Source organism: Desulforadius tongensis (genome assembly GCF_016907915.1).
GTDB classification, from domain to species: Bacteria; Bacillota; Desulfotomaculia; order Desulfotomaculales; family Desulfohalotomaculaceae; genus Desulforadius; species Desulforadius tongensis.
In genome coordinates this window covers 1-18,366 of the sequence record NZ_JAFBCW010000027.1, presented here as the reverse complement: position 1 = coordinate 18,366, position 18,366 = coordinate 1, and the positions used below count along the sequence as shown (strand labels likewise).

20 protein-coding genes and 1 tRNA gene are annotated in these 18,366 nt (G+C 48.4%); 2 read left to right on the top strand and 19 right to left on the bottom strand.

The annotated features are described in order from the left end of the window. Positions 1-63 precede the first annotated feature (63 nt). The 3 genes from JOC37_RS10410 to JOC37_RS10400 all read right to left on the bottom strand — a co-directional run bounded on the left by JOC37_RS10410 (position 64) and on the right by JOC37_RS10400 (position 2,082). Entirely contained in the window at positions 64-486 is a 423-nt protein-coding gene (locus JOC37_RS10410) for a hypothetical protein (RefSeq protein WP_204618683.1), read from the bottom strand. Positions 487-539: 53 nt separating this feature from the next. Next, positions 540-1,631 carry a stage II sporulation protein P gene (spoIIP, locus tag JOC37_RS10405; protein ID WP_204618681.1) on the bottom strand — a complete coding sequence of 364 codons (1,092 nt, stop codon included), beginning with the start codon at positions 1,629-1,631 and terminating at the stop codon, positions 540-542. Between the two features lie 118 nt (positions 1,632-1,749). Next, positions 1,750-2,082, bottom strand: a complete 333-nt coding sequence (locus JOC37_RS10400) for a phage holin family protein (protein WP_204618680.1) — start codon at positions 2,080-2,082, stop codon at positions 1,750-1,752. Positions 2,083-2,205: 123 nt separating this feature from the next. On the opposite strand from JOC37_RS10400, the gene rpsT reads away from it, so the two are divergent. Further along, positions 2,206-2,472: a 30S ribosomal protein S20 gene (rpsT, locus tag JOC37_RS10395; protein ID WP_204618678.1), complete on the top strand. Its 267-nt coding sequence runs from the start codon at positions 2,206-2,208 to the stop codon at positions 2,470-2,472. A 111-nt stretch (positions 2,473-2,583) separates the two neighbouring features. Here rpsT and holA read toward each other — a convergent pair whose 3' ends face one another. The 16 genes from holA to sfsA form a co-directional block, all read right to left on the bottom strand. Continuing rightward, a complete protein-coding gene (gene holA, locus JOC37_RS10390; protein WP_204618676.1) occupies positions 2,584-3,615 on the bottom strand; it encodes a DNA polymerase III subunit delta in 1,032 nt (343 codons plus the stop codon). A 1-nt stretch (position 3,616) separates the two neighbouring features. Next, positions 3,617-3,931: an MTH1187 family thiamine-binding protein gene (locus JOC37_RS10385; protein ID WP_204618674.1), complete on the bottom strand. Its 315-nt coding sequence runs from the start codon at positions 3,929-3,931 to the stop codon at positions 3,617-3,619. Between the two features lie 29 nt (positions 3,932-3,960). Next, positions 3,961-4,851: a diacylglycerol/lipid kinase family protein gene (locus tag JOC37_RS10380; protein ID WP_204618672.1), complete on the bottom strand. Its 891-nt coding sequence runs from the start codon at positions 4,849-4,851 to the stop codon at positions 3,961-3,963. Between the two features lie 121 nt (positions 4,852-4,972). Then, complete coding sequence (locus JOC37_RS10375) at positions 4,973-7,360, bottom strand: DNA internalization-related competence protein ComEC/Rec2 (protein WP_204618670.1); 2,388 nt, start codon at positions 7,358-7,360, stop codon at positions 4,973-4,975. Between the two features lie 96 nt (positions 7,361-7,456). Then, positions 7,457-8,131: a lytic transglycosylase domain-containing protein gene (locus JOC37_RS10370; protein WP_338017375.1), complete on the bottom strand. Its 675-nt coding sequence runs from the start codon at positions 8,129-8,131 to the stop codon at positions 7,457-7,459. A gap of 43 nt (positions 8,132-8,174) precedes the next feature. Next, positions 8,175-8,783 carry a helix-hairpin-helix domain-containing protein gene (locus JOC37_RS10365; protein WP_204618669.1) on the bottom strand — a complete coding sequence of 203 codons (609 nt, stop codon included), beginning with the start codon at positions 8,781-8,783 and terminating at the stop codon, positions 8,175-8,177. A gap of 88 nt (positions 8,784-8,871) precedes the next feature. Beyond that, a complete protein-coding gene (locus tag JOC37_RS10360; RefSeq protein WP_204618667.1) occupies positions 8,872-9,543 on the bottom strand; it encodes a DUF421 domain-containing protein in 672 nt (223 codons plus the stop codon). Positions 9,544-9,610: 67 nt separating this feature from the next. Continuing rightward, positions 9,611-10,135: a DUF2179 domain-containing protein gene (locus JOC37_RS10355; RefSeq protein WP_338017377.1), complete on the bottom strand. Its 525-nt coding sequence runs from the start codon at positions 10,133-10,135 to the stop codon at positions 9,611-9,613. A gap of 108 nt (positions 10,136-10,243) precedes the next feature. Then, complete coding sequence (leuS, locus tag JOC37_RS10350) at positions 10,244-12,724, bottom strand: leucine--tRNA ligase (protein ID WP_204618665.1); 2,481 nt, start codon at positions 12,722-12,724, stop codon at positions 10,244-10,246. Positions 12,725-12,820: 96 nt separating this feature from the next. Continuing rightward, positions 12,821-14,491: an AMP-binding protein gene (locus JOC37_RS10345; protein WP_204618663.1), complete on the bottom strand. Its 1,671-nt coding sequence runs from the start codon at positions 14,489-14,491 to the stop codon at positions 12,821-12,823. Positions 14,492-14,674: 183 nt separating this feature from the next. Continuing rightward, a tRNA-Ala gene (locus tag JOC37_RS10340) sits at positions 14,675-14,750 on the bottom strand. 226 nt (positions 14,751-14,976) lie between these two features. Then, on the bottom strand, positions 14,977-15,333 hold the full coding sequence (rsfS, locus tag JOC37_RS10335) for a ribosome silencing factor (RefSeq protein ID WP_204618661.1): 357 nt from the start codon (positions 15,331-15,333) through the stop codon (positions 14,977-14,979). Positions 15,334-15,383: 50 nt separating this feature from the next. Continuing rightward, positions 15,384-15,977 (bottom strand): bis(5'-nucleosyl)-tetraphosphatase (symmetrical) YqeK, encoded by a 594-nt coding sequence (gene yqeK, locus JOC37_RS10330; protein ID WP_204618659.1) that lies wholly within the window; start codon positions 15,975-15,977, stop codon positions 15,384-15,386. Positions 15,978-16,083: 106 nt separating this feature from the next. Beyond that, entirely contained in the window at positions 16,084-16,332 is a 249-nt protein-coding gene (locus JOC37_RS10325; protein WP_204618657.1) for an RNA recognition motif domain-containing protein, read from the bottom strand. Positions 16,333-16,469: 137 nt separating this feature from the next. Continuing rightward, positions 16,470-17,072, bottom strand: coding sequence for a nicotinate-nucleotide adenylyltransferase (gene nadD / locus JOC37_RS10320; RefSeq protein WP_204618655.1), 603 nt, complete (start codon positions 17,070-17,072; stop codon positions 16,470-16,472). 72 nt (positions 17,073-17,144) lie between these two features. After that, positions 17,145-17,876: a DNA/RNA nuclease SfsA gene (gene sfsA, locus JOC37_RS10315; RefSeq protein ID WP_204618653.1), complete on the bottom strand. Its 732-nt coding sequence runs from the start codon at positions 17,874-17,876 to the stop codon at positions 17,145-17,147. Positions 17,877-17,992: 116 nt separating this feature from the next. Here sfsA and JOC37_RS10310 point away from each other — a divergent pair, with 116 nt between their 5' ends. Then, on the top strand, positions 17,993-18,274 hold the full coding sequence (locus JOC37_RS10310; RefSeq protein ID WP_204618651.1) for a hypothetical protein: 282 nt from the start codon (positions 17,993-17,995) through the stop codon (positions 18,272-18,274). The last annotated feature ends 92 nt before the right edge of the window (positions 18,275-18,366 follow it).

Sequence of the window (18,366 nt, the reverse complement as noted above, 5' to 3'; positions counted from 1 at the left end):
ATGGTATCGCAGCTTTTCATCCTCTGAGGGTGCCGCTTTTTATTATGCTGAATTTCACTGCTTTCAATCCTTTTCGCCAAACTCTTTAACTAAATTAGCGGCCCGGCATTTGACTGCCCGCAGTGTTTCACCGTCTAACACTCTCTGCCAGCTATCCCCCAGTTCCTCCACAGCGTTTTGCCCGTTTCTATACCATAACCGGCACTTTACCTCCACCAGCTGGTATAACTGTTCTGCCGGTATTTGGAAGTGGTATCTGCTTAACAGCCGGCTTAATTTATCCAGCTGCTGACTTTGTAAGTTATAACTGTGTCCCAAAACCGCCAGGCGCCAACCGGAGTCATCAATCTGCCGCAGTGATACCATCTGCAGCGGCGGTGTAAATCCCGTGTCTTGATTAAAGTTTTGTAATGATATATGGGCAGCCAGAAAAATTACCATCACAGCCGCAAATAGACACAGTTTTATTACCTTATGGTTTAACATGCCAAAAGCACCTCCTAATTACAGGATGTGCTTTTTAAACAGCTTTAATAACTTTATTCATTCAGCACCGCCGCCACCACATCGGCCAGCAGTTCTGCCGCCAGCACCGCTTCTTCGGTACTGTTTTTTACCGACCCTATTTCCAGCAGCAGCGCGCCGGTATGATACTGCTGATTGTACCGGCCCTCTTTTACCCTTATACCAAGGGAAAGCCCCGGGTACAATTGGTCCATTTTTTCTGTCAGTTTGCGGGCCATGGCCAGGTTTTGCTGCCAGTTGGGAAAGGGTCTTCTGGCATCGGAACCAACAACAATCATAATCCGGGCCACTTTTTGACCATTTATTTTTACATAACTGTCCGCCCGGGAACGCCCGGCATCCCGGTGTATATCCAGCAGCAATTTTAATTCTTTATACCGCTCCAGCAGCCGGCGCACTGTTTTCTCCGATTCTATGTATGATTGGTTATATTGGGCATCATGAATGACATCGGAACGGATAACCCCTATGCCGTACTTTTGCTGCAGTTGTTTTTGCAGAGCCGCGGCCACTTTCACCACCCCACCTCTTTTGCCGTTCAACCTCTCCACACCGTCGGTCAAAGCATAGGTTTCACCGGTGTGCGTGTTGTATACTGCCACCAACGGCGGGCTTTTCATATCTGCCATAACCCGGTCTTGATCCTCTTTTTCAATATCTGCCAGGGCCTGTTTTTCTTTTTCACCTGCTGCGGGCTTTATCTCTCCCGGCTGTACCCCTTGACTATTTCTCCGGTTCACACCGGCCAAAAGAGGTATCTGCGCATTCAACATATTCTGCGGCTCTTTAATATCTATTCCGGCCGCAGTGATAAAGGCAGACAAGGCCGCTTCCGGGGTGGATCTACTGCCGGATCTCTGGTCGTTCCAGGCAACTACCGGCAGAGCATAATCTATAATGCCGCGGGGAGTTTTACCGGTATAATTTACAGCCACGTTTAAAAAATCGCCGGCCAGCACGGACAGGGATTGTACAACAACCGGCCGGTAGGGGTTGCACCACAGTACCGGCAGCATGACCACCACCAGCAAACGGTACAGGTACAAGCGAACTTTTTTTAAAATTATTTGCCGGCGGTGATACCGCACTGCCCTGGTATAGCTCAATACTTTTCCCCCCAGCCCTTTCTACTGCTATAGATATGCCGGGGAAAACAAGCCTATGAATAAAACAAAAGCCTTGAAAAGCACCATTACTTTTCAAGGCTTACCAATGTATTTTACCCTATCGCACCACAGTTGGCACAATGGCATCTATAAGACCGATAACGAAAGCTGAAATTAGTGCTCCCAGTATGCTTACACTTAAAAGGTTGGGAATAATAAATTGGGCCAGGTAAATTACAACTGCCGCGGTTATAAATCCCACTACTCCTCGACGCTGCGGGGATATCTTGTCACCAAGCAAACTTTCTGCTATGTACCCCAGCACTGCAATTACAATAGCAGCTATAAGTGCTCCGGTAAATCCACCCTGTACTACAAAACCAGGGGAAAGATAGCTTACAGCCATCAAAACTAAAGCTGATACTATAAACCTGACAATTAATCCAATCAAATTTTTCACCCCCTCAAAAAAATCTATCTATATATTTAACCATTTGCGGGAATGATATACCTTAGGTTCTTGCTTTTTTTTGATGAGCGTGGTAAAATTGTGCACGTTGGGGAGGTGAATAAATTGCCTAACACTAAATCTGCGGCCAAACGGGTACGCACAATCAAGAAACGCACATTGCGCAATGCACGTATTAAATCAGCAATGCGTACTTCAATCCGTCGATTTGAAGAGGCTCTGGCTTCGGCAAACATGGATAACGCCAAGGCAGCGCTGCAGAAAGCATTAAAAGCGCTGGATAAAGCCGTAACCAAGGGTGTTATACATAAAAACACAGCAGCCCGTAAAAAATCCCGTTTAACCAAGCGTTTTAATCGCCAAGCCGGATAGAATTAATGCGAAAATAATGTAAAAACACCCTAAGGGTGTTTTTAATTATGGGTTTTAATTAAATTATTTTAGGGCGCCTGGTACCCACCGTATCGGCGCCCGTTTATTTTGTTATTCAACCATGCTGAGCAGCAGTCCTTCAAGGCCGGGGTAAAATTCCACCCGGCCGGTTTTTATATCCGCATCAAGCTGGGCTAAACCGGTTAACGCACTTATTAACTGCCGGCGGCTGAAGTTCTTCCCTAATTTAAGGGCCTTTTTTACCGGGTAAGGTTTTTCATTGATTTGTTTGGCAATTTCTGCCGCCGGCAGGCCTGTGCCGGCCAATTCATTAACCTGCAGCATCAGGCGAAACTGCCTGGCCACCATGGCTAAAATAACCTGGGGCGGTTCTTTATTGGCCAGCAAATCTCTAATCCCCGCCAGTGCAGTTCCGCAGCGGCGGGACCCGATGGCATCCAGCACGTCAAAAATTTTGTATTCCACCGAGCGATGCACCACTTGATTTACATCATCCACCGAAATACTCTTTCGTTCACCTATATAAGTGATTAACTTCTGCCATTCGGAAATCAAACCGGTCAAACCGCTGGTGGTACCGGTAATCAGCAGTTCTTTAGCCCGCCTGTCTATTTTTATACCCCGCAAACGGGACTGTTCATCCAACCATCCTGCCAGTTCCGCCGGCTTGAGCAGCGTAAAGTTAATGGCCTGGCCGGCCTTTTCCACAGCCTTAAATATTTTTTTCCTCCGGTCAGCGGTCTGCCCTTGAAAAATAAGACAGGTTGTGGTTAACGGGTTGGCCAAATAGTCCAACAGGGGCTTTACGCCGGCGGCTTCCTTTTCCCGGTTTGCCGCTGCGCCCTTACCACTGTCAGCGGCAAACCAGGGGGGGTTTTTTACCAGCACCAACCTGCGCTCGGCCATAAAAGGGGGAGTGCTGGCTGCGCTCACCACCTCGGCGGGGGTGATGCTTTCACCATCCAGCACATCCATGTTAAAGTCCGCTCCCCGGGGCAGTAAAAACTCTTTAAAGCGTTCCACCGCCCGCTCCCGCAGGTAGATTTCTTCCCCGTAAAAAAGGTATACCGGGGAAATTACGCCCCTTTTTAAGCTGTTTACCAGTCTTTCATAATACTGCATTTCACCGGCTGTCCTTCTCCATCTTACTGGTTACCGATTCCACTTTACCGTTCATGGTTAACTGCTTGTCCCTGCGGTCATCTATCCTAATGGTAGTAACCACCCGCATCGCTCCATTATCAAAGGGTACTTCATGCATCTCACGTACAACGTCCAGGATATCATTTAATTCTCCTTCAATTACGGTACCCATGGGAGTAAGCTGGTAGGTCAGGTGCCGGTATTTTTTCAACACCGATACACAGCCAGCTACATAGCTGCTAAGACTGGGTGCTGCTGTACCAATGGGAATAATCTGTACTTCAACAACGGCCATAGTATAATATTACCTCCAATCCTTTAACACTACTTAAGCGCCGGCGTCATTAATTTCAAACGGCCGGGCAGAACTTCAATGTCCAGCGGTAAATCCGGGCCGGGCTCACCGTCTATATCGGTCTTAATATTCTGTTCAGAGCTGACCTTCACCCACCGGGTTTGATGGTATTCCACCAGCGGGTGCTGCAGGTGTGCCCCCCGCCCTTCATAAGCCCGTAAAAGCAGCGGTACCAACTGAGCCGGGGAACATTTTTTCAGCACCACCAAGTCCAACTTACCGTCGGCAATGGCAGCATGGGGGGCAACATTTCTAATGCTGCCGGCAGTGGTGGAATTGAGAACTAAAAACAGCATTATCTCCCCATCTATTTTAAAACCTTCACCTTCAATTGTTACCGATATGGGAGATGCCTGCCACACATGTTCCAGGCCTTTAAGATAGTAACCGGTAATGCCCAGGCGGCTTTTGATAGCGTTATTCACCTCTTGGGATATGGTAGTAAGCACACCGGCACTGGCCACATTAACAAAGTAACGGTCGTTTATGCGGCCGATGTCCACGTTAACCACATCCCCCGCCAGCAGCCTTCTAACAGCTGTGCCCGGCTGCCGCTCCAAACCCAGGGCAGTGGCAAAGTCATTGGCCGTACCGGAGGGAATAATTCCCACCGGCAGGTCAGCTTCGGCACGCAGCAGCCGGTTTACCGCCCGGCTCACCGAACCGTCTCCCCCGGATATAAACAGTATTTGATACTGGTCTATGGTATTAAAAACCCGGTCGTAGTCTAACTCCGGCCCGATGCGGTAAAAGGTTGGTAAGTAGCCAAAAGAATGACAGGCTTCTGTTACCTGGTCAATCTGATGGGGAAAACTGTGATTACCGCTGGTCGGATTATATATAATCAAAGCCTTTTTCAAAGCAGCCACTCCCTTAAAGCAGTAAGAAATTGAGCATCAGAATTTTATTCTAGATTTTACCCATATTGAGTATACCAAATAGTCCGGCCTGTAAAAAGTGGCTTAGAAAATTCTCCGATAATTAATGTTCATATTTTCTCCCGGTATCAATCCAAACCGATTCCCCATCAGTACTGACAATCACCGCCCCGTGAATATCCGTACGATACACCAGCGCATTCAAATCTTCCAGTGCTTTGATGGCGGCCGGGGCGGGATGGCCAAATTTATTATTCTCTCCCACCGAAATCACCGCTGCCCGGGGACTGACCGCTTTAAAAAATTGGACATCAAAAAATCCACTGCCGTGATGGGGAACTTTTAATATGTCAGCACTTAAATCAATATTATCACCGGCCAATAGACGCTGCTGGTGTTCTTCTATGTCCCCGGTAAATAAAAAGCTGATCCGGCGGTAAGTTATTTTTACCACCAGCGACCCGTCATTAAGGCTGCTTTTAGGCCCATCCGGTGCAATAATCTTTATATTTACGTCATCATCTAATTTTAAAATATCTCCGCTGCAGGCGGCCTGTACCGGCACACCTTTATCTTTAAAAGCGGACAGCAAACGCATATACCCTTCATCGGGCATTTCCCAACCGTCTTCAGCGCCTGTCTTTACCGGTGCTGTAATCACTAACCTTACCGGCAGATGCCCGATTATGCCGGTGGCACCACCGGCATGATCCTCATGGGGATGGCTGAGTATCAACACATCTAACCGGTTTACACCCAGGCTTTTAAGGTAAGGTAATACCACCCGGCTGCCCGCCCCGGTTTTTTTGTCAAATTCATCCTTCCAGCCCCCGGCATCAATCAACACGTTCCGGCCGTTGGGAGTCTGCACCAGGGCAGCATCGCCCTGCCCCACATCAATAAAGTGCACCCTCAGATGAGATTGATTTCCCCCCAGCGGCCATGCAAACAGCACCGTTACAGCCAGCAGTAACACCAGCAGCCGGTACCGGCGTAAACCCGGCATTTCGTCCCGTTCATCCCGGCTGAGCATTAACCACCGGGGCAGTAAAGCAAGCAGAAAATAAAATGCCGCCACCAGCCACCACGGTGGGGATGAAAAAAATAACGCCGCATGGGGTACGGAAGCTAAATTGTGCACCATCCACAGCATTAAGTTTAACAGCACACCGGTGGCGGCATTAATAATGTGCGCCAAAGGAGCCGAAAACAGGCCCACCACTACACTGATCCCGCTCAGCAGCATCACCAGCAGCACCAGCGGTGCTGCTAATATGTTGGCCGCCGCCCCCACCAGCGAAACCATATTAAAGTGATAAACAACCAGCGGCGCCGCCGTCAATTCCGCCACCAGCACTGCCGCCAGCACCGGGCGAACAATTTTAGGCAGGGGTTTTAAAAACTGCTGTGCCAGGGGGGTGAGATAAAGGATGCCCCAGGTAACGGCAAAGGACAGTTGAAAACCCGGTTCCCACAGTGCCGCCGGCCAAAAAATTAAAATAATCACCGCGGCCAAAGCCATGGCGGTGGGCCAATCCCGTTCTCTGCCCAACCGCCGGGCCCACAACGCCACCAGGCCCATAACTGCGGCCCGCATCACCGCCGGCCCCATACCGGTCATGGCGGCGTACAGCAGCAGCACCAGCGTACCCAGCGGCGCTTCCCAGGCCGGCGGCAGGCGCAGAAGGCAGCATAAGCCCATAAAAGCAGCCAGCACCAGGCCCACATGAAACCCGGAAACACACAGCACGTGAATTAAACTGGCCGTTTGAAAATCAGCGGCTGTTTGATTGTCAATCATCCCCCTGCTGCCAAACAGCATCCCCTGCACCAGTGCCGATTGAGCAGGCGGCAGGGTGCGGTCAAGAACGGTTTGCAGTTTGCCTTTCAGGGATAAAGCCATTCCTTTAAACCCGGTGTTATGGGCCGCTCCCACTTTCTCTATACTCTGTCCCGGCCAAACAAACATTACCGCATAAATTCCCCGGCGCTCCAGATAGCGGCGGTAATCAAACTGCCCGGGATTGCCCGGAGAAGGCACCGTCCTTATTTCACCCTTTATTTTAATCACATCACCATATTGAAAAATTTTTTCCGGTTTATAAGCAGCAACCCGTATTAACTCCCTGACAGGGAGCACCCCATCCCTTGTGTACAGTTTTTGAACTTCCAGTAAATAAAAGACTTTTCCCGGTCTCACATCCGGTTCTTTTATCACCGCACCGACAACGGTGACAGGCTTACCGGCAAATTTCACCAGCAGGTTATTACCGTCCTCCCCCGCAGCGGAAGCATTAACAATGCCCAAAGAAAAACAGAGCAGTACCATTATTCCGTTTACTAAATTACTTTTTAACCGGTAAAAAATAACGGCTGATACAAACAGAAAAACAGATACCGCCAGTATCAAACCGGCCGGAAGGGGATATAAAAAGCCGCTTAAAACACCTAATATAAAGGTGAGGCAAAATTGCAGCAGGGGACGGTTCATTTTTATCACCAACATGCCGGAGAGGTTTATTTTATATGGGAAATTAAAACATAAACCTTTAACACAAACTAAAAAATCACCTTTAAGAGGTGATTTTTAAGCAGAATACTGACTTCTAAAGCTCATAACCCTGCGAACGTAATTTTGAGTTTCATTATTAGGCGGAACGCCCTTATATTTGCCCACCGCTCCCGGGCCGGCATTGTAGGCCGCCAGGGCCAGGGTTTCATTACCGTTATAGCGATCCAGCATCATCTTTAAATACTTTATTCCACCGCGTAAGTTCTGCACCGGGTCAAAGGGATTTTTTACTCCCAGCGATGCCGCAGTTTGAGGCATCAGCTGCATCAATCCCAGGGCACCGGCCTTGGAAACCGCCCGGGGATTATAGTTGGACTCACACTTTACCACCGCCTTTACCAGCGCCGGGTCAACCCCCGCTTCCAGGGCCAGGCGGTTAATAAGGCGGTCATAATTTTTGTTTCCAGCTGCCCGGTAGTGATTTTTATATACCGCCGCGGCCCGGGCAGCATTCAGCTGCTGTTTTCCCCCGGCCATTACCGGCATCACAGCGGGCGGCCGGTTTATGCCGCCGTTTTGGGTAATGCCTGCCGCTGCTTTACCAGCACCATTATTGCTGATAGCCCGGGCCAAAAGCAGGGGAAAAAGAGGGGCAAACTGACTTTTGCGGGTATAAGTCCCGGGCAGCGCGCTGTTTTGAGCCTGTATGGATAATAACCCGGTTAGCAGGAAAAGGTTTATATCATTCACTATTTTCACCGTCCCTTTAAGAAGATGTTCGAAAGATCCGCTTTTAGTACACCGATATCATCTCTTTTAAATTTTCGTATTTTTTATCCCCAATACCGGATACTTTTTTAATCTCCGCAATTGATTTAAAACCGCCGTTATTCCGGCGGTATTCAACAATCCGCTTGGATAACGCCGGCCCTATGCCGGGCAGTGCGGTCAGCTCAGCTTCACTGGCGGTATTTATATTAATTTTTCCCGCCCCGCTGGAACTTTGCAGTGCAAAAGGGGTAGTGCTTTTCATATCCCCTTCCGGTGCAGCTGCAGCCTTTACCGGCACGTCAACCTGCTGGCCGTCGGCTAAGGGGGCAGCCAAGTTTAACCTGCCTAAATCGGCATCTTCCCTCGGGCCCCCGGCCTTTTGCAAGGCGTCAATCACCCGGCTGCCCTGATCCAGGCGGTAAACCCCCGGTTTTTTTACCGCCCCGCTGACATACACCACCGTTTCCCGCAGGGGGGCAGATTTTTTCGCTTCCCTTTCTCCTGCCACCAGCACCGGCTGCTGTCCCCGGCCGGCATTTTTATATTCTGCCAGGCGATAACCGGAACCAAAAAGCAGCGCGGCCAGCAGGATTAATATTACCAGCTGCTCCCGGCGCCCCAATGTGAACATTAAAAGCACCTGCCAAGCTCATTTTTTATGCAAAAGTTCTTGACAAAGTGCCATTTTCCTGCTCAGATTATGCTTATTTTTCCTAATTTTATGTATCACGCTCATTAACAAACAGGTCCCCCTCCGGTGTTAAGGCCGCTATCAACACTTCTTCGGGGGAGAAACCCTTTTCTTTCAGCTTGTTTAACAACCACTCCTCAGTTAAATTTACCTCCTGCAGAGCCTTTTTTATTATTTCCCCATCCATTACCACCACCACCGGCAGGCCTTCATACTTAGTAGCTATGTTTAAATCTTCAGGGGTTACCGGCCGTTTTTGAGATTTAAGGATTACACTTAACCGGCCCGAGTTCTCTAAAACACCGAACTCCACATCTTGAATATTGGCAACCCCCTTTTCTCTCAGCTGAGCCATTAAATCGTCCAGGTTATATCTTGATTTTCTCATTTCACTGCGCAAAAGCTTACCGTTCCTTATAATCACCTGGGGCTCCCCGCAGATAATCATTCTTACCGACCGGCTGATCATTGTCAGCCAGGAAAGAAACACTTCTAACAGCCCCAGCACGGTAATTGGTATTAAGCCGTGCCAAAGGGGCTGGTCGTTGTTTTCCATGGGAATGGCGGCCAGCTCGGCAATGATAATGGCCACTACAAAATCAAAGGGAGACAGCTGGCCGATTTCTCTCTTGCCGGTCAGCCTTAAAATAATCAGCACATAAAAATATATCACTATGGTGCGAAAAATAATCTCCCACAAAAAACATCACCAACCTCCTGCAGATAAGCCGTATTATTATTTGCTGCCAAGGTTGGTAGATATACATTTATTTGCCTTTTCTGGCCTGGGGAAACACCCCACCCCTGATGCTGCGGGCATCGGATATGTTAAAAAAAGTATTGGGAGCGATATCATCTAATACGGCAATTACTTTGTTTAAATCCCGGCGTTTTGCTATCACATGAAGTATATTCTGGGGACCACTGCGCCCGGCCCCGATTACACTGGTCACTCCAAACCCTTCCTCCCGCAGTTTGTTAATAATATCTCCCGCTTTATCCGGCCGGGGAAACATCTGCATTGATACGTAACCCACCGCCATACAGCATTCAATCCAACCGCCAACATAGTTTCCGGTGGCAAAACCACCGGCATAAGCGATTACTTTCAGCGGGTCGTCCAAACCGCCGGCTATAACTTTATTTAAAGCAACTATAAAAATTATCACTTCCACAAAACCAATCAGCGAAGCAGTAAATTTTTTATCTCTGGTAAGCATTAAAATTCTGATTACATCAAGGGACATATCCAAAACCCGGGCTAAAAATATAAACAGGTAGCCCCAAATCACTTCTTCCAAAAAAGCTCACCTCCAAATGTTAACCAGGCAAGGCAAAAAAAGGTCCCCCGCTTAACTTTTCTACACAGAAAGCGGAGAACCTGCTCATTTATTATAGAATTATTTTACAACCACATTTACCAATTTCCCCGGTACCGCTATTACTTTAATCACTTCTTTACCGGAAATAAGCTGCCGTACCTTGGGCTGTTCCATAACGTATTTTTTCATATCCTCTACACCGGTATCTGCCGGTAACAGCACCCTATCCCGGACCTTCCCGTTAATCTGTACCACAATGGTAACTTCATTTTCCACCAGTGCCGCTTCATCATAATTAGGCCATGCTTGGCGGTGAACGCTTTCCCTGTATCCCAGTGCCTGCCACAGTTCTTCGGTTATATGGGGAGCAAAGGGAGCCAGTAACAGCACCGCGCTTTCTAATGCTTCCCTCAGTACAGAGCTGTTGCGTTCAGCCTGGGGAACTTTATCCCGATAAGTGTAGACAGCGTTCACCAGTTCCATAATGGCGCTGATGGCGGTGTTAAAATTAAACCGTTTCTCTATATCTTCACTTACCTTTTTAATGGTCTGGTGAGTAATACGGCGCAGTTCCCGGTGTACCCCCACCAGCTTAGCGGCATTCTGCACCGGGGGAGCGTCTTTAATTTCATCCAGCAGTGAATAATACAGCCGCCACACCCGGTTTAAGAACCTGTTGCACCCTTCCACAGCCCGGTCGCTCCACTCCAGATCGCGCTCCGGCGGGGCCGCGAACAGAATGAACAGGCGGGCGGTATCTGCACCGTATTTGTCTATAATTTCTTCCGGGCTGACCACATTGCCCTTGGATTTAGACATTTTGGCCCCGTCTTTTAATACCATACCCTGGGTAAGTAAGTTTTTAAACGGTTCCCGGTTGTTAATCAGGCCCAGGTCATGGAAGAACTTGGTAAAGAATCGGGAATACAGCAGGTGCAGAATAGCATGCTCAACACCACCAATGTACTGGTCCACAGTCATCCAGCGGTCTGCTGCCTCTTTATCCCAGGGTCCTTTGGTTTCCCGGGGACTGGTGTAGCGCAGAAAATACCAGCTGGAATCTATAAAGGTATCCATGGTGTCCGTTTCCCGTTTTGCTTCACCACCGCACTTGGGACAGGTGGTGTTGACAAAATCCGGGTTGTCCACCAAAGGCGATTTGCCCGACGGATCAAAATCCACATCGGTGGGCAGAACCACCGGCAGTTGATCTTCAGGCACCGGTACTGCCCCGCATTTTTTACAGTAAATGATGGGAATGGGGGTACCCCAGTAGCGCTGCCTGGATATTAGCCAGTCACGCAGCCGGAAGTTGACTTTCGCACGGCCCTGGTTATTTCCCTCTAATTTCCTGGTAATGGCCTTAATGGCTTCTTTATTGGACATGCCGTTGAATTCACCGGAATTAATCAACACCCCTTCACCGGTGTAGGCCTCTTTCAATTCCTCTGCCTGCAGGACCCTTCCCTCCGGCTGGATTACCGGCCTTATGGGCAGTTTATATTTGGTGGCAAACTCAAAGTCCCTCTGGTCATGGGCCGGTACACCCATAACCGCACCGGTACCGTATTCTAACAGCACGTAGTTGCCCACCAAAATCGGTATCCGCTCACCGCTTAAGGGGTTAATGCAGTGCGCCCCGGTAAATACCCCTTCTTTTTCAGCAGTGGTACGGGCCAGCTCGCTCATATTGCGCACCTTTTTCACGAAATCGGCCACATCTTTTTCATATTCCGTTCCGGCGGTCAGTGTTTCCACCAGCGGGTGCTCCGGTGCTAAAACCATATAAGTAACACCGAATATGGTGTCGGGACGGGTGGTGAATACTTCCAACTCCTCGTCCGTACCGGTCACTTTAAATTTAACTTCCGCACCTTCACTGCGACCGATCCAATTTTCCTGCATAACGCGCACTTTTTCCGGCCAGCCGGAGAGAAGTTCCAGGTCGTCCAGCAATCGCTGGGCATAATCGGTAATGCGGAAAAACCACTGCTCCAGCTGCCGCTGTTCTACTTTGGTATCACAGCGCTCGCAGGCACCGTCTACCACCTGCTCGTTGGCCAGCACCGTGGCACAGGATGGGCACCAGTTAACAGAAGCAGTCTTCTTATAGCATTTACCCCGTTCATATAATTTTAAAAATATCCACTGGGTCCAGCGGTAGTAGTCGGGATGGCATGTGGCCACTTCCCGCCGCCAGTCATAGCTTAAACCCAGCTGTTTGAGCTGGCTCTTCATATTTTCAATGTTATCCCAGGTCCAATCTGCCGGGTGTATACCATGTTTTATGGCGGCATTTTCCGCCGGCAGACCGAAGGCATCCCAACCCATGGGGTGCAGCACATCATAGCCCTGCATGGTTTTAAAACGGGCTACCACGTCACCAATGGAATAGTTGCGAACGTGACCCATATGCAGCTTACCCGAAGGATAAGGAAACATTTCCAAACAATAGTATTTGGGCCGGTCTGAAGAATCCGGTGTGCAGTAAATATTCTCTTCTTCCCATTTTTGCTGCCACTTGGGCTCAATATTTTTAAAATGATAGCGCTCTTCCACTGTCACATCCTCCTATAAAGTTGCGTGGGGGGTAAACATATGTTTACCCCGCCCATTTTATCATAATTTGTCATTATACACAATAATATGCAGCTGTTATACCCCCGCCCCATCAAAATCAGCGCTGTTTTTTAACCCCAGCATTTCCATGGCCTGCTCACGCAGTTTAAACTTCTGCACCTTACCGCTGGCGGTGGTGGGGTAGTTTTCTACAAACAGTACATACCGGGGTATTTTATAGCGGGCAATTTTATCCACACAGTATTCCTGAATTTCCTCTTTACTGCAGGTGACACCCTCTTTGAGCCTGATAAAGGCCAGTACTTCTTCCCCGTATTTGACACTGGGTACACCTATCACCTGCACTTCTTTAACCTTGGGATGGGTATATAAAAACTCTTCAATTTCCCGGGGGTAGATATTTTCTCCCCCGCGGATAATCATGTCTTTCAGCCTGCCGGTTATTTTTAAATAACCGCTGCTGTCAGCCACGCCCAAATCACCGGTGTGCAGCCATCCATCTTTATCAATGGCCTGGGCAGTGGCCGCCGGATCTTTATAATAGCCCTTCATTACATTGTATCCCCGGGCACAAACTTCCCCCTGGACACCGGGCGGCACTTCCCGGCCGGTGGCCGGGTCAATAACTTTCATTTCCACGTTGGGCAGCGCCCGGCCCACAGTATTAACCCGTATCTCAACGGGATCGTCAGTACGGGTCATGGTTATACCCGGTGATGCTTCGGTCTGACCGTAGGTTATCACAATTTCCTTCATATTCATGCGCTTTATAACCGCATTCATCACTTCAATGGGGCAGGGAGCACCGGCCATTATTCCGGTACGCAAACTGGAAAGATCATAATTGCTTTTATCCAGTTCCTCCAGTTCCATAATAAACATGGTGGGTACCCCGTGCACCGCGGTACAGCGCTCCTTTTCAATGACCTCTAAAACCACCTGGGGATTAAATCTCTCCACCGGCACCATGGTGGCACCGCTCACCACACAGGTTAAAGTACCCAGCACGCAGCCAAAACAGTGGAAAAAGGGCACCGGTATGCACAACCTGTCCCGGTAAGTAAATTTTAAACACTGGGCAATACTCCGGGCATTACCTACCACGTTTGTGTGGCTCAGCATAACCCCCTTGGGAAATCCGGTGGTTCCAGAGGTATACTGCATGTTGATAACATCGTCAGGATCCAAGGAAGCCATGCGGGCGTCTAACTCCTCTTCCGATACCTGTTCCGCCATGGCCAGCAGATCACTCCAATTAAACATGCCCGGGTAATTTTCAGCACCTAAAAGAACCACATTTTTTAATAAGGGCAAATTATCACTATTTAGTTGGCCAGGTTTAGACTCCTTTAATTCCGGGCACAGCTCATAAATCATATCGATATAACTGGATGTTTTTGTCCCGGCAGCCATGAATAAGCTGGTACTGTCCGACTGCTCCAGTAAGTATTTCAGCTCAAAGGTTTTATAGTTGGTGTTTACAGTTACTAAAACCGCCCCCATTTTCCCGACGGCAAACTGCAGCAGCACCCATTCGGGAACGTTGGTAGCCCACACCGCGATATGGTCACCTTTTTTAATCCCCATGGCCATTAATCCCCTGGCCACTACCCGGCATAACCGGTTAAACTCTCGATAAGAATAACGCAAATCCCGGTCGTTGTACACCAGCGCTTCGTTATCGGGATACATCCGGGCAACCTGCTCCAGCAGCTGTCCCACCGTGACTTTGTCAAGTTTCTGCATACCTATCCCCCTTCAGCAAATCAGAATATTCTGTAAAAGCCGGCTGCACAAATATGCTTAAATTTCTTTAACCCCGGGGCATACAGTCATTGGTTTTGGAAATGCACAAAAATACCAAAAGCCCTCGCCCCTTATAGGGACGAGAGCTTTTCTCCCGCGGTACCACCCTAGTTGGTAGTAAAATGGTGGAGCTGAGGGGGCTCGAACCCCTGGCCTCTTGAATGCCATTCAAGCGCTCTCCCAGCTGAGCTACAGCCCCACGAATTACCCGCTTGACGTGTATAACGGCCACCAACCGTCATGGAGTACATATCCCCCATGCATCTCAGAGGCGAGTTCAATGTTACGCTCACCGTCTCGCACCAACCGACGGCTCTCTGCAGAGCTGCACCATTTACTACTCCTCTTCATCGATTTTGCGTTCATCGATGTGACGCATTTTATTATAAGGCAAAGATATGTGATTGTCAACTGCAAATTTTATTTTAATTTCCCGCAGAAGAATGCACCACTTCGGCATCGCCCCACAGGCGTTCCAAATTGTAAAAATGGCGCTCTTTCTCCCGGAATATGTGCACCACCACATCACCGTAATCCAGCAGCACCCAGTTTCCTTCTCTTAAACCTTCCCGGTGTTTGAGGGCAACCCCCTGCCTGGCCATTTTATCCTGGATATTTTCCGCAATGGCTTTCACCTGAGTAGTTGAGTTGGCACTGCAAATGATGAAATAATCACAGATAACAGAAACGCCACTAATGTCCAGCACCACAATATCATGAGCTTTTTTTTCTTCAGCAGCACGACAAGCTTCATCCACCATTTGCTGGATGCTTAGATTCAAATCCATTCCTCCTTAAAAAAATTAGTTACTACAATTATACTCATATATTGTTAATTTGTTCCTTTGGGATTATTAATTTTCAGTAATAATTGGTTGCGGGCACTCACCGCCGCGGGATGCAGCAGACACTTGCATTTTAACACACTTCTGATTTTAAATTCAATACAATGCAGTACCGCTTGGTTTAAATTATCTGCACCGCTTATTTGCTGTCTTAGGTCTTCTACCCCGTTATATTTCCTGCCGGGCTCGGTGGCATCGGCCAGCATTAATATCTTTGCTGTATCACTCATATTTACAGCACCAAAGGTATGAACGGCAATGGCCTGCAAAACTTCTTCATCCCGAACGCCAAATTTTTGTTTGGCCAGCTCCGCCCCCACCGGACCGTGCAGCATGGCCGGCAGGCTTTCCTGAATCTGATCTATTTTTAAATTAAACCGGTGGGCCAGCTGCAGCAGCTGTTCATCTGTGTAATCCCGGGCGCAGTCATGCAGCAGCGCAGCCAGTTCCGCCTTCCGGGGATTAACCTGAAACCTCTTCGCCAAGTTTACCGCTGTCTGCATTACGCCCAGTGTATGTTTAAACCTGAGTGAAGACATTTGGCGCTTAATTTGCTCTTTAATCTCCGCTATGTTATCCATCGCTGGTGACAATCTCTCCCCTTCACAAATGATTTATAAAAGGCAAAACCTCCGTCCCTGGGGAGGAGGTTCTGGAAATAAAATTAATTTCGCCGGTGTTGTATTTTTAATCCCGGGACTTTGCTTCGTTAACGGTAATCACCCGCCCGCCCAGCTCGGTGCCGTTTAACGCGGCAATCATGCTGTCTGCATCTTCGTCACTTACTTCTACAAAGCCAAATCCCCTTGATCTACCGGTTTCACGATCCGTTATTACCCGGCTGGAAATCACCTGGCCATGGGCTGAAAAGGCTTCCGTTAAATCTTCAGCTGTTGTTGCCCACGGTATGTTGCCCACATATAGGGTGCGTACCATGTCTTTATTTTCACCTCTTTCCTGCTTTCTTCAATCAGCTTGACGTTATTATTTGCAGATCGAAAAGAGGTAATGCAAATATATTAAAGGGCAACATTTACCATTCGAACACTCACTAAACACTCACTAAATACTCACTATAAGTAAAGACGGTGATTTTTTATATATCTTTCCACCGGCTCGGGAAGCAAATACTTTATGGACTCGCCGGCACGAACCCTTTTTCTTATGTCGGTACTGGAAATGGCCAGTGCCGGTATATAAGTGGGAATTATTTTTTTTAAATACTCGGCGGGCAAAACATTTAATTTTTGCCGCAGGTTGCTTATGTCGTATCCCGGCCGGGTGGCAGCTACAAAATAGCATGCCGACAGTAATTCCTCAACATTTTTCCAGCTGATTATTTCCAAAACCGCGTCTGCCCCGGTAATAAAGTATAATTTTTCCGGGTTGTAAATTTTCTTCACTTCTTTTACCGTATCAATGGCGTATGACGGCCCGGGACGCTCAATTTCCAAAGTAGATACTTCAAAATACCTGTTGGTATCCACCGCCAGGCGCGTCATGGCCAGGCGGTGCTCCACCGGTGATATCCGGGAATTATCTTTATGGGGCGGGCTTTTAGCGGGAACAAACAGCACTTTTTCACATTGAAAGCTGTGGCGCGCCTGCTCCGCCGCCACCAGGTGTCCATAATGAATGGGGTCAAATGTCCCGCCCATTATCGCCAGAGAACGCATGTAAATATTCACCTGCATTAAAAATATTAAATATACCCTATCCTCTGATGGTGCCGTAAATGGCACAGGTGTTTAAATTCTACATTTCATGAAAGTATCCTCTAATTTTACGGGTATATTTTTATGTAAAGTTATTTCCGGCGGATCAATAACACATTTCCGGGCATAAACTTCCACACCGTTACGCGCAGCATGGTTCAGCGCAGCAGCAAACTCCCGGTCCCGGCGGCCGTTGGGAGCAAAACTTTCTGCGTCATCCCGCTGCACCACAAACATCACCGCAGCCCGCCAACCGCTGTTCACCGCCTCAACAAGCTCATAAATGTGTTTAGTACCCCTTTTTGAAGGAGCATCGGGAAATTTTGCCACCCGGTCTTCCACCAGCGTTACTGATTTTACCTCTATATAGCAGCCGGCGTCATGCTTATTGTCCGCCAGCAGCAAAAAATCAAACCGGCTGCGGCCAAAGGTTTTTTCCGGGTACACGGTGCTGTAACCGGCAAATTCCGGCAGGCAGCCGCTGCGCAGCGCTTTGCTCACCAGACGGTTGGGCAGCAGCGAATCCACCGATACCCAGGTATCCCGGTGTTTTACCAGCAGCAGTTTGTAATCGGTACGCCCGCCGGGAGGGGACGGTGAAACCAGCACCACAGCACCGGGCAGCAGTAATTCCTTCATCCGGCCGGAGCTGGGTACGTAGGCCCGGTAAACCCGTTTATCAATTTCCACCGCAGCCGCAAAACGATTTATCCTTTTGACAAAGTTAGCCTGAAGTAAATTATGGGGTAAGGTTATCTTCTCCATAAAGCAGATCCTCTAAATTCTTGATTCTTCTACCACTGCCATCAATTACATAAAGGGCACGGTAATATATTGTTGAATAAAGTAGGAGTTAACACATTACGAAAGGAGTATTTTCTGTGCAAGATTATTTATATCCCTCTTTTGCATTAGACAATGAAAATTTTGAAAAAGCCCTTCCAATAGCCACCAATTTATCTAAACAATTAAATTTAACCTGCCGTTATTGGAAAACCGGGGAGTGCTTCGTCATTGCGTTTAAAGATGAAGCCGTCAACCGCGGCTTTTATTACACCCACCAAAACGAAAAGAAATTAGTGTCCAGTTTTGAAAAAAAAGTTCATTTCCGGCTCATTTACTCTAAAGAAGACAGTTTTGCCCAAGGGAAGGATCTAGTGTGATCGAGTAGGGTAACGCCGCAGTAATTTGCTACGGCGTTATCCCTCTCACAGAACCGTACGTACGGGCCTCGTATACGGCTCCTGATAAACCT

Excerpts from the sequence above, each read along its gene's own strand:
- sfsA (WP_204618653.1), bottom strand. The coding sequence starts at position 17,876 with ATGGAGAAGATAACCTTACCCCATAATTTACTTCAGGCTAACTTTGTC.
- JOC37_RS10410 (WP_204618683.1), bottom strand. The coding sequence starts at position 486 with ATGTTAAACCATAAGGTAATAAAACTGTGTCTATTTGCGGCTGTGATG.
- holA (WP_204618676.1), bottom strand. The coding sequence starts at position 3,615 with ATGCAGTATTATGAAAGACTGGTAAACAGCTTAAAAAGGGGCGTAATT.
- JOC37_RS10325 (WP_204618657.1), bottom strand. The coding sequence starts at position 16,332 with ATGGTACGCACCCTATATGTGGGCAACATACCGTGGGCAACAACAGCT.
- nadD (WP_204618655.1), bottom strand. The coding sequence starts at position 17,072 with ATGCGTTCTCTGGCGATAATGGGCGGGACATTTGACCCCATTCATTAT.
- JOC37_RS10345 (WP_204618663.1), bottom strand. The coding sequence starts at position 14,491 with ATGCAGAAACTTGACAAAGTCACGGTGGGACAGCTGCTGGAGCAGGTT.
- JOC37_RS10375 (WP_204618670.1), bottom strand. The coding sequence starts at position 7,360 with ATGAACCGTCCCCTGCTGCAATTTTGCCTCACCTTTATATTAGGTGTT.
- JOC37_RS10365 (WP_204618669.1), bottom strand. The coding sequence starts at position 8,783 with ATGTTCACATTGGGGCGCCGGGAGCAGCTGGTAATATTAATCCTGCTG.
- JOC37_RS10385 (WP_204618674.1), bottom strand. The coding sequence starts at position 3,931 with ATGGCCGTTGTTGAAGTACAGATTATTCCCATTGGTACAGCAGCACCC.
- yqeK (WP_204618659.1), bottom strand. The coding sequence starts at position 15,977 with ATGGATAACATAGCGGAGATTAAAGAGCAAATTAAGCGCCAAATGTCT.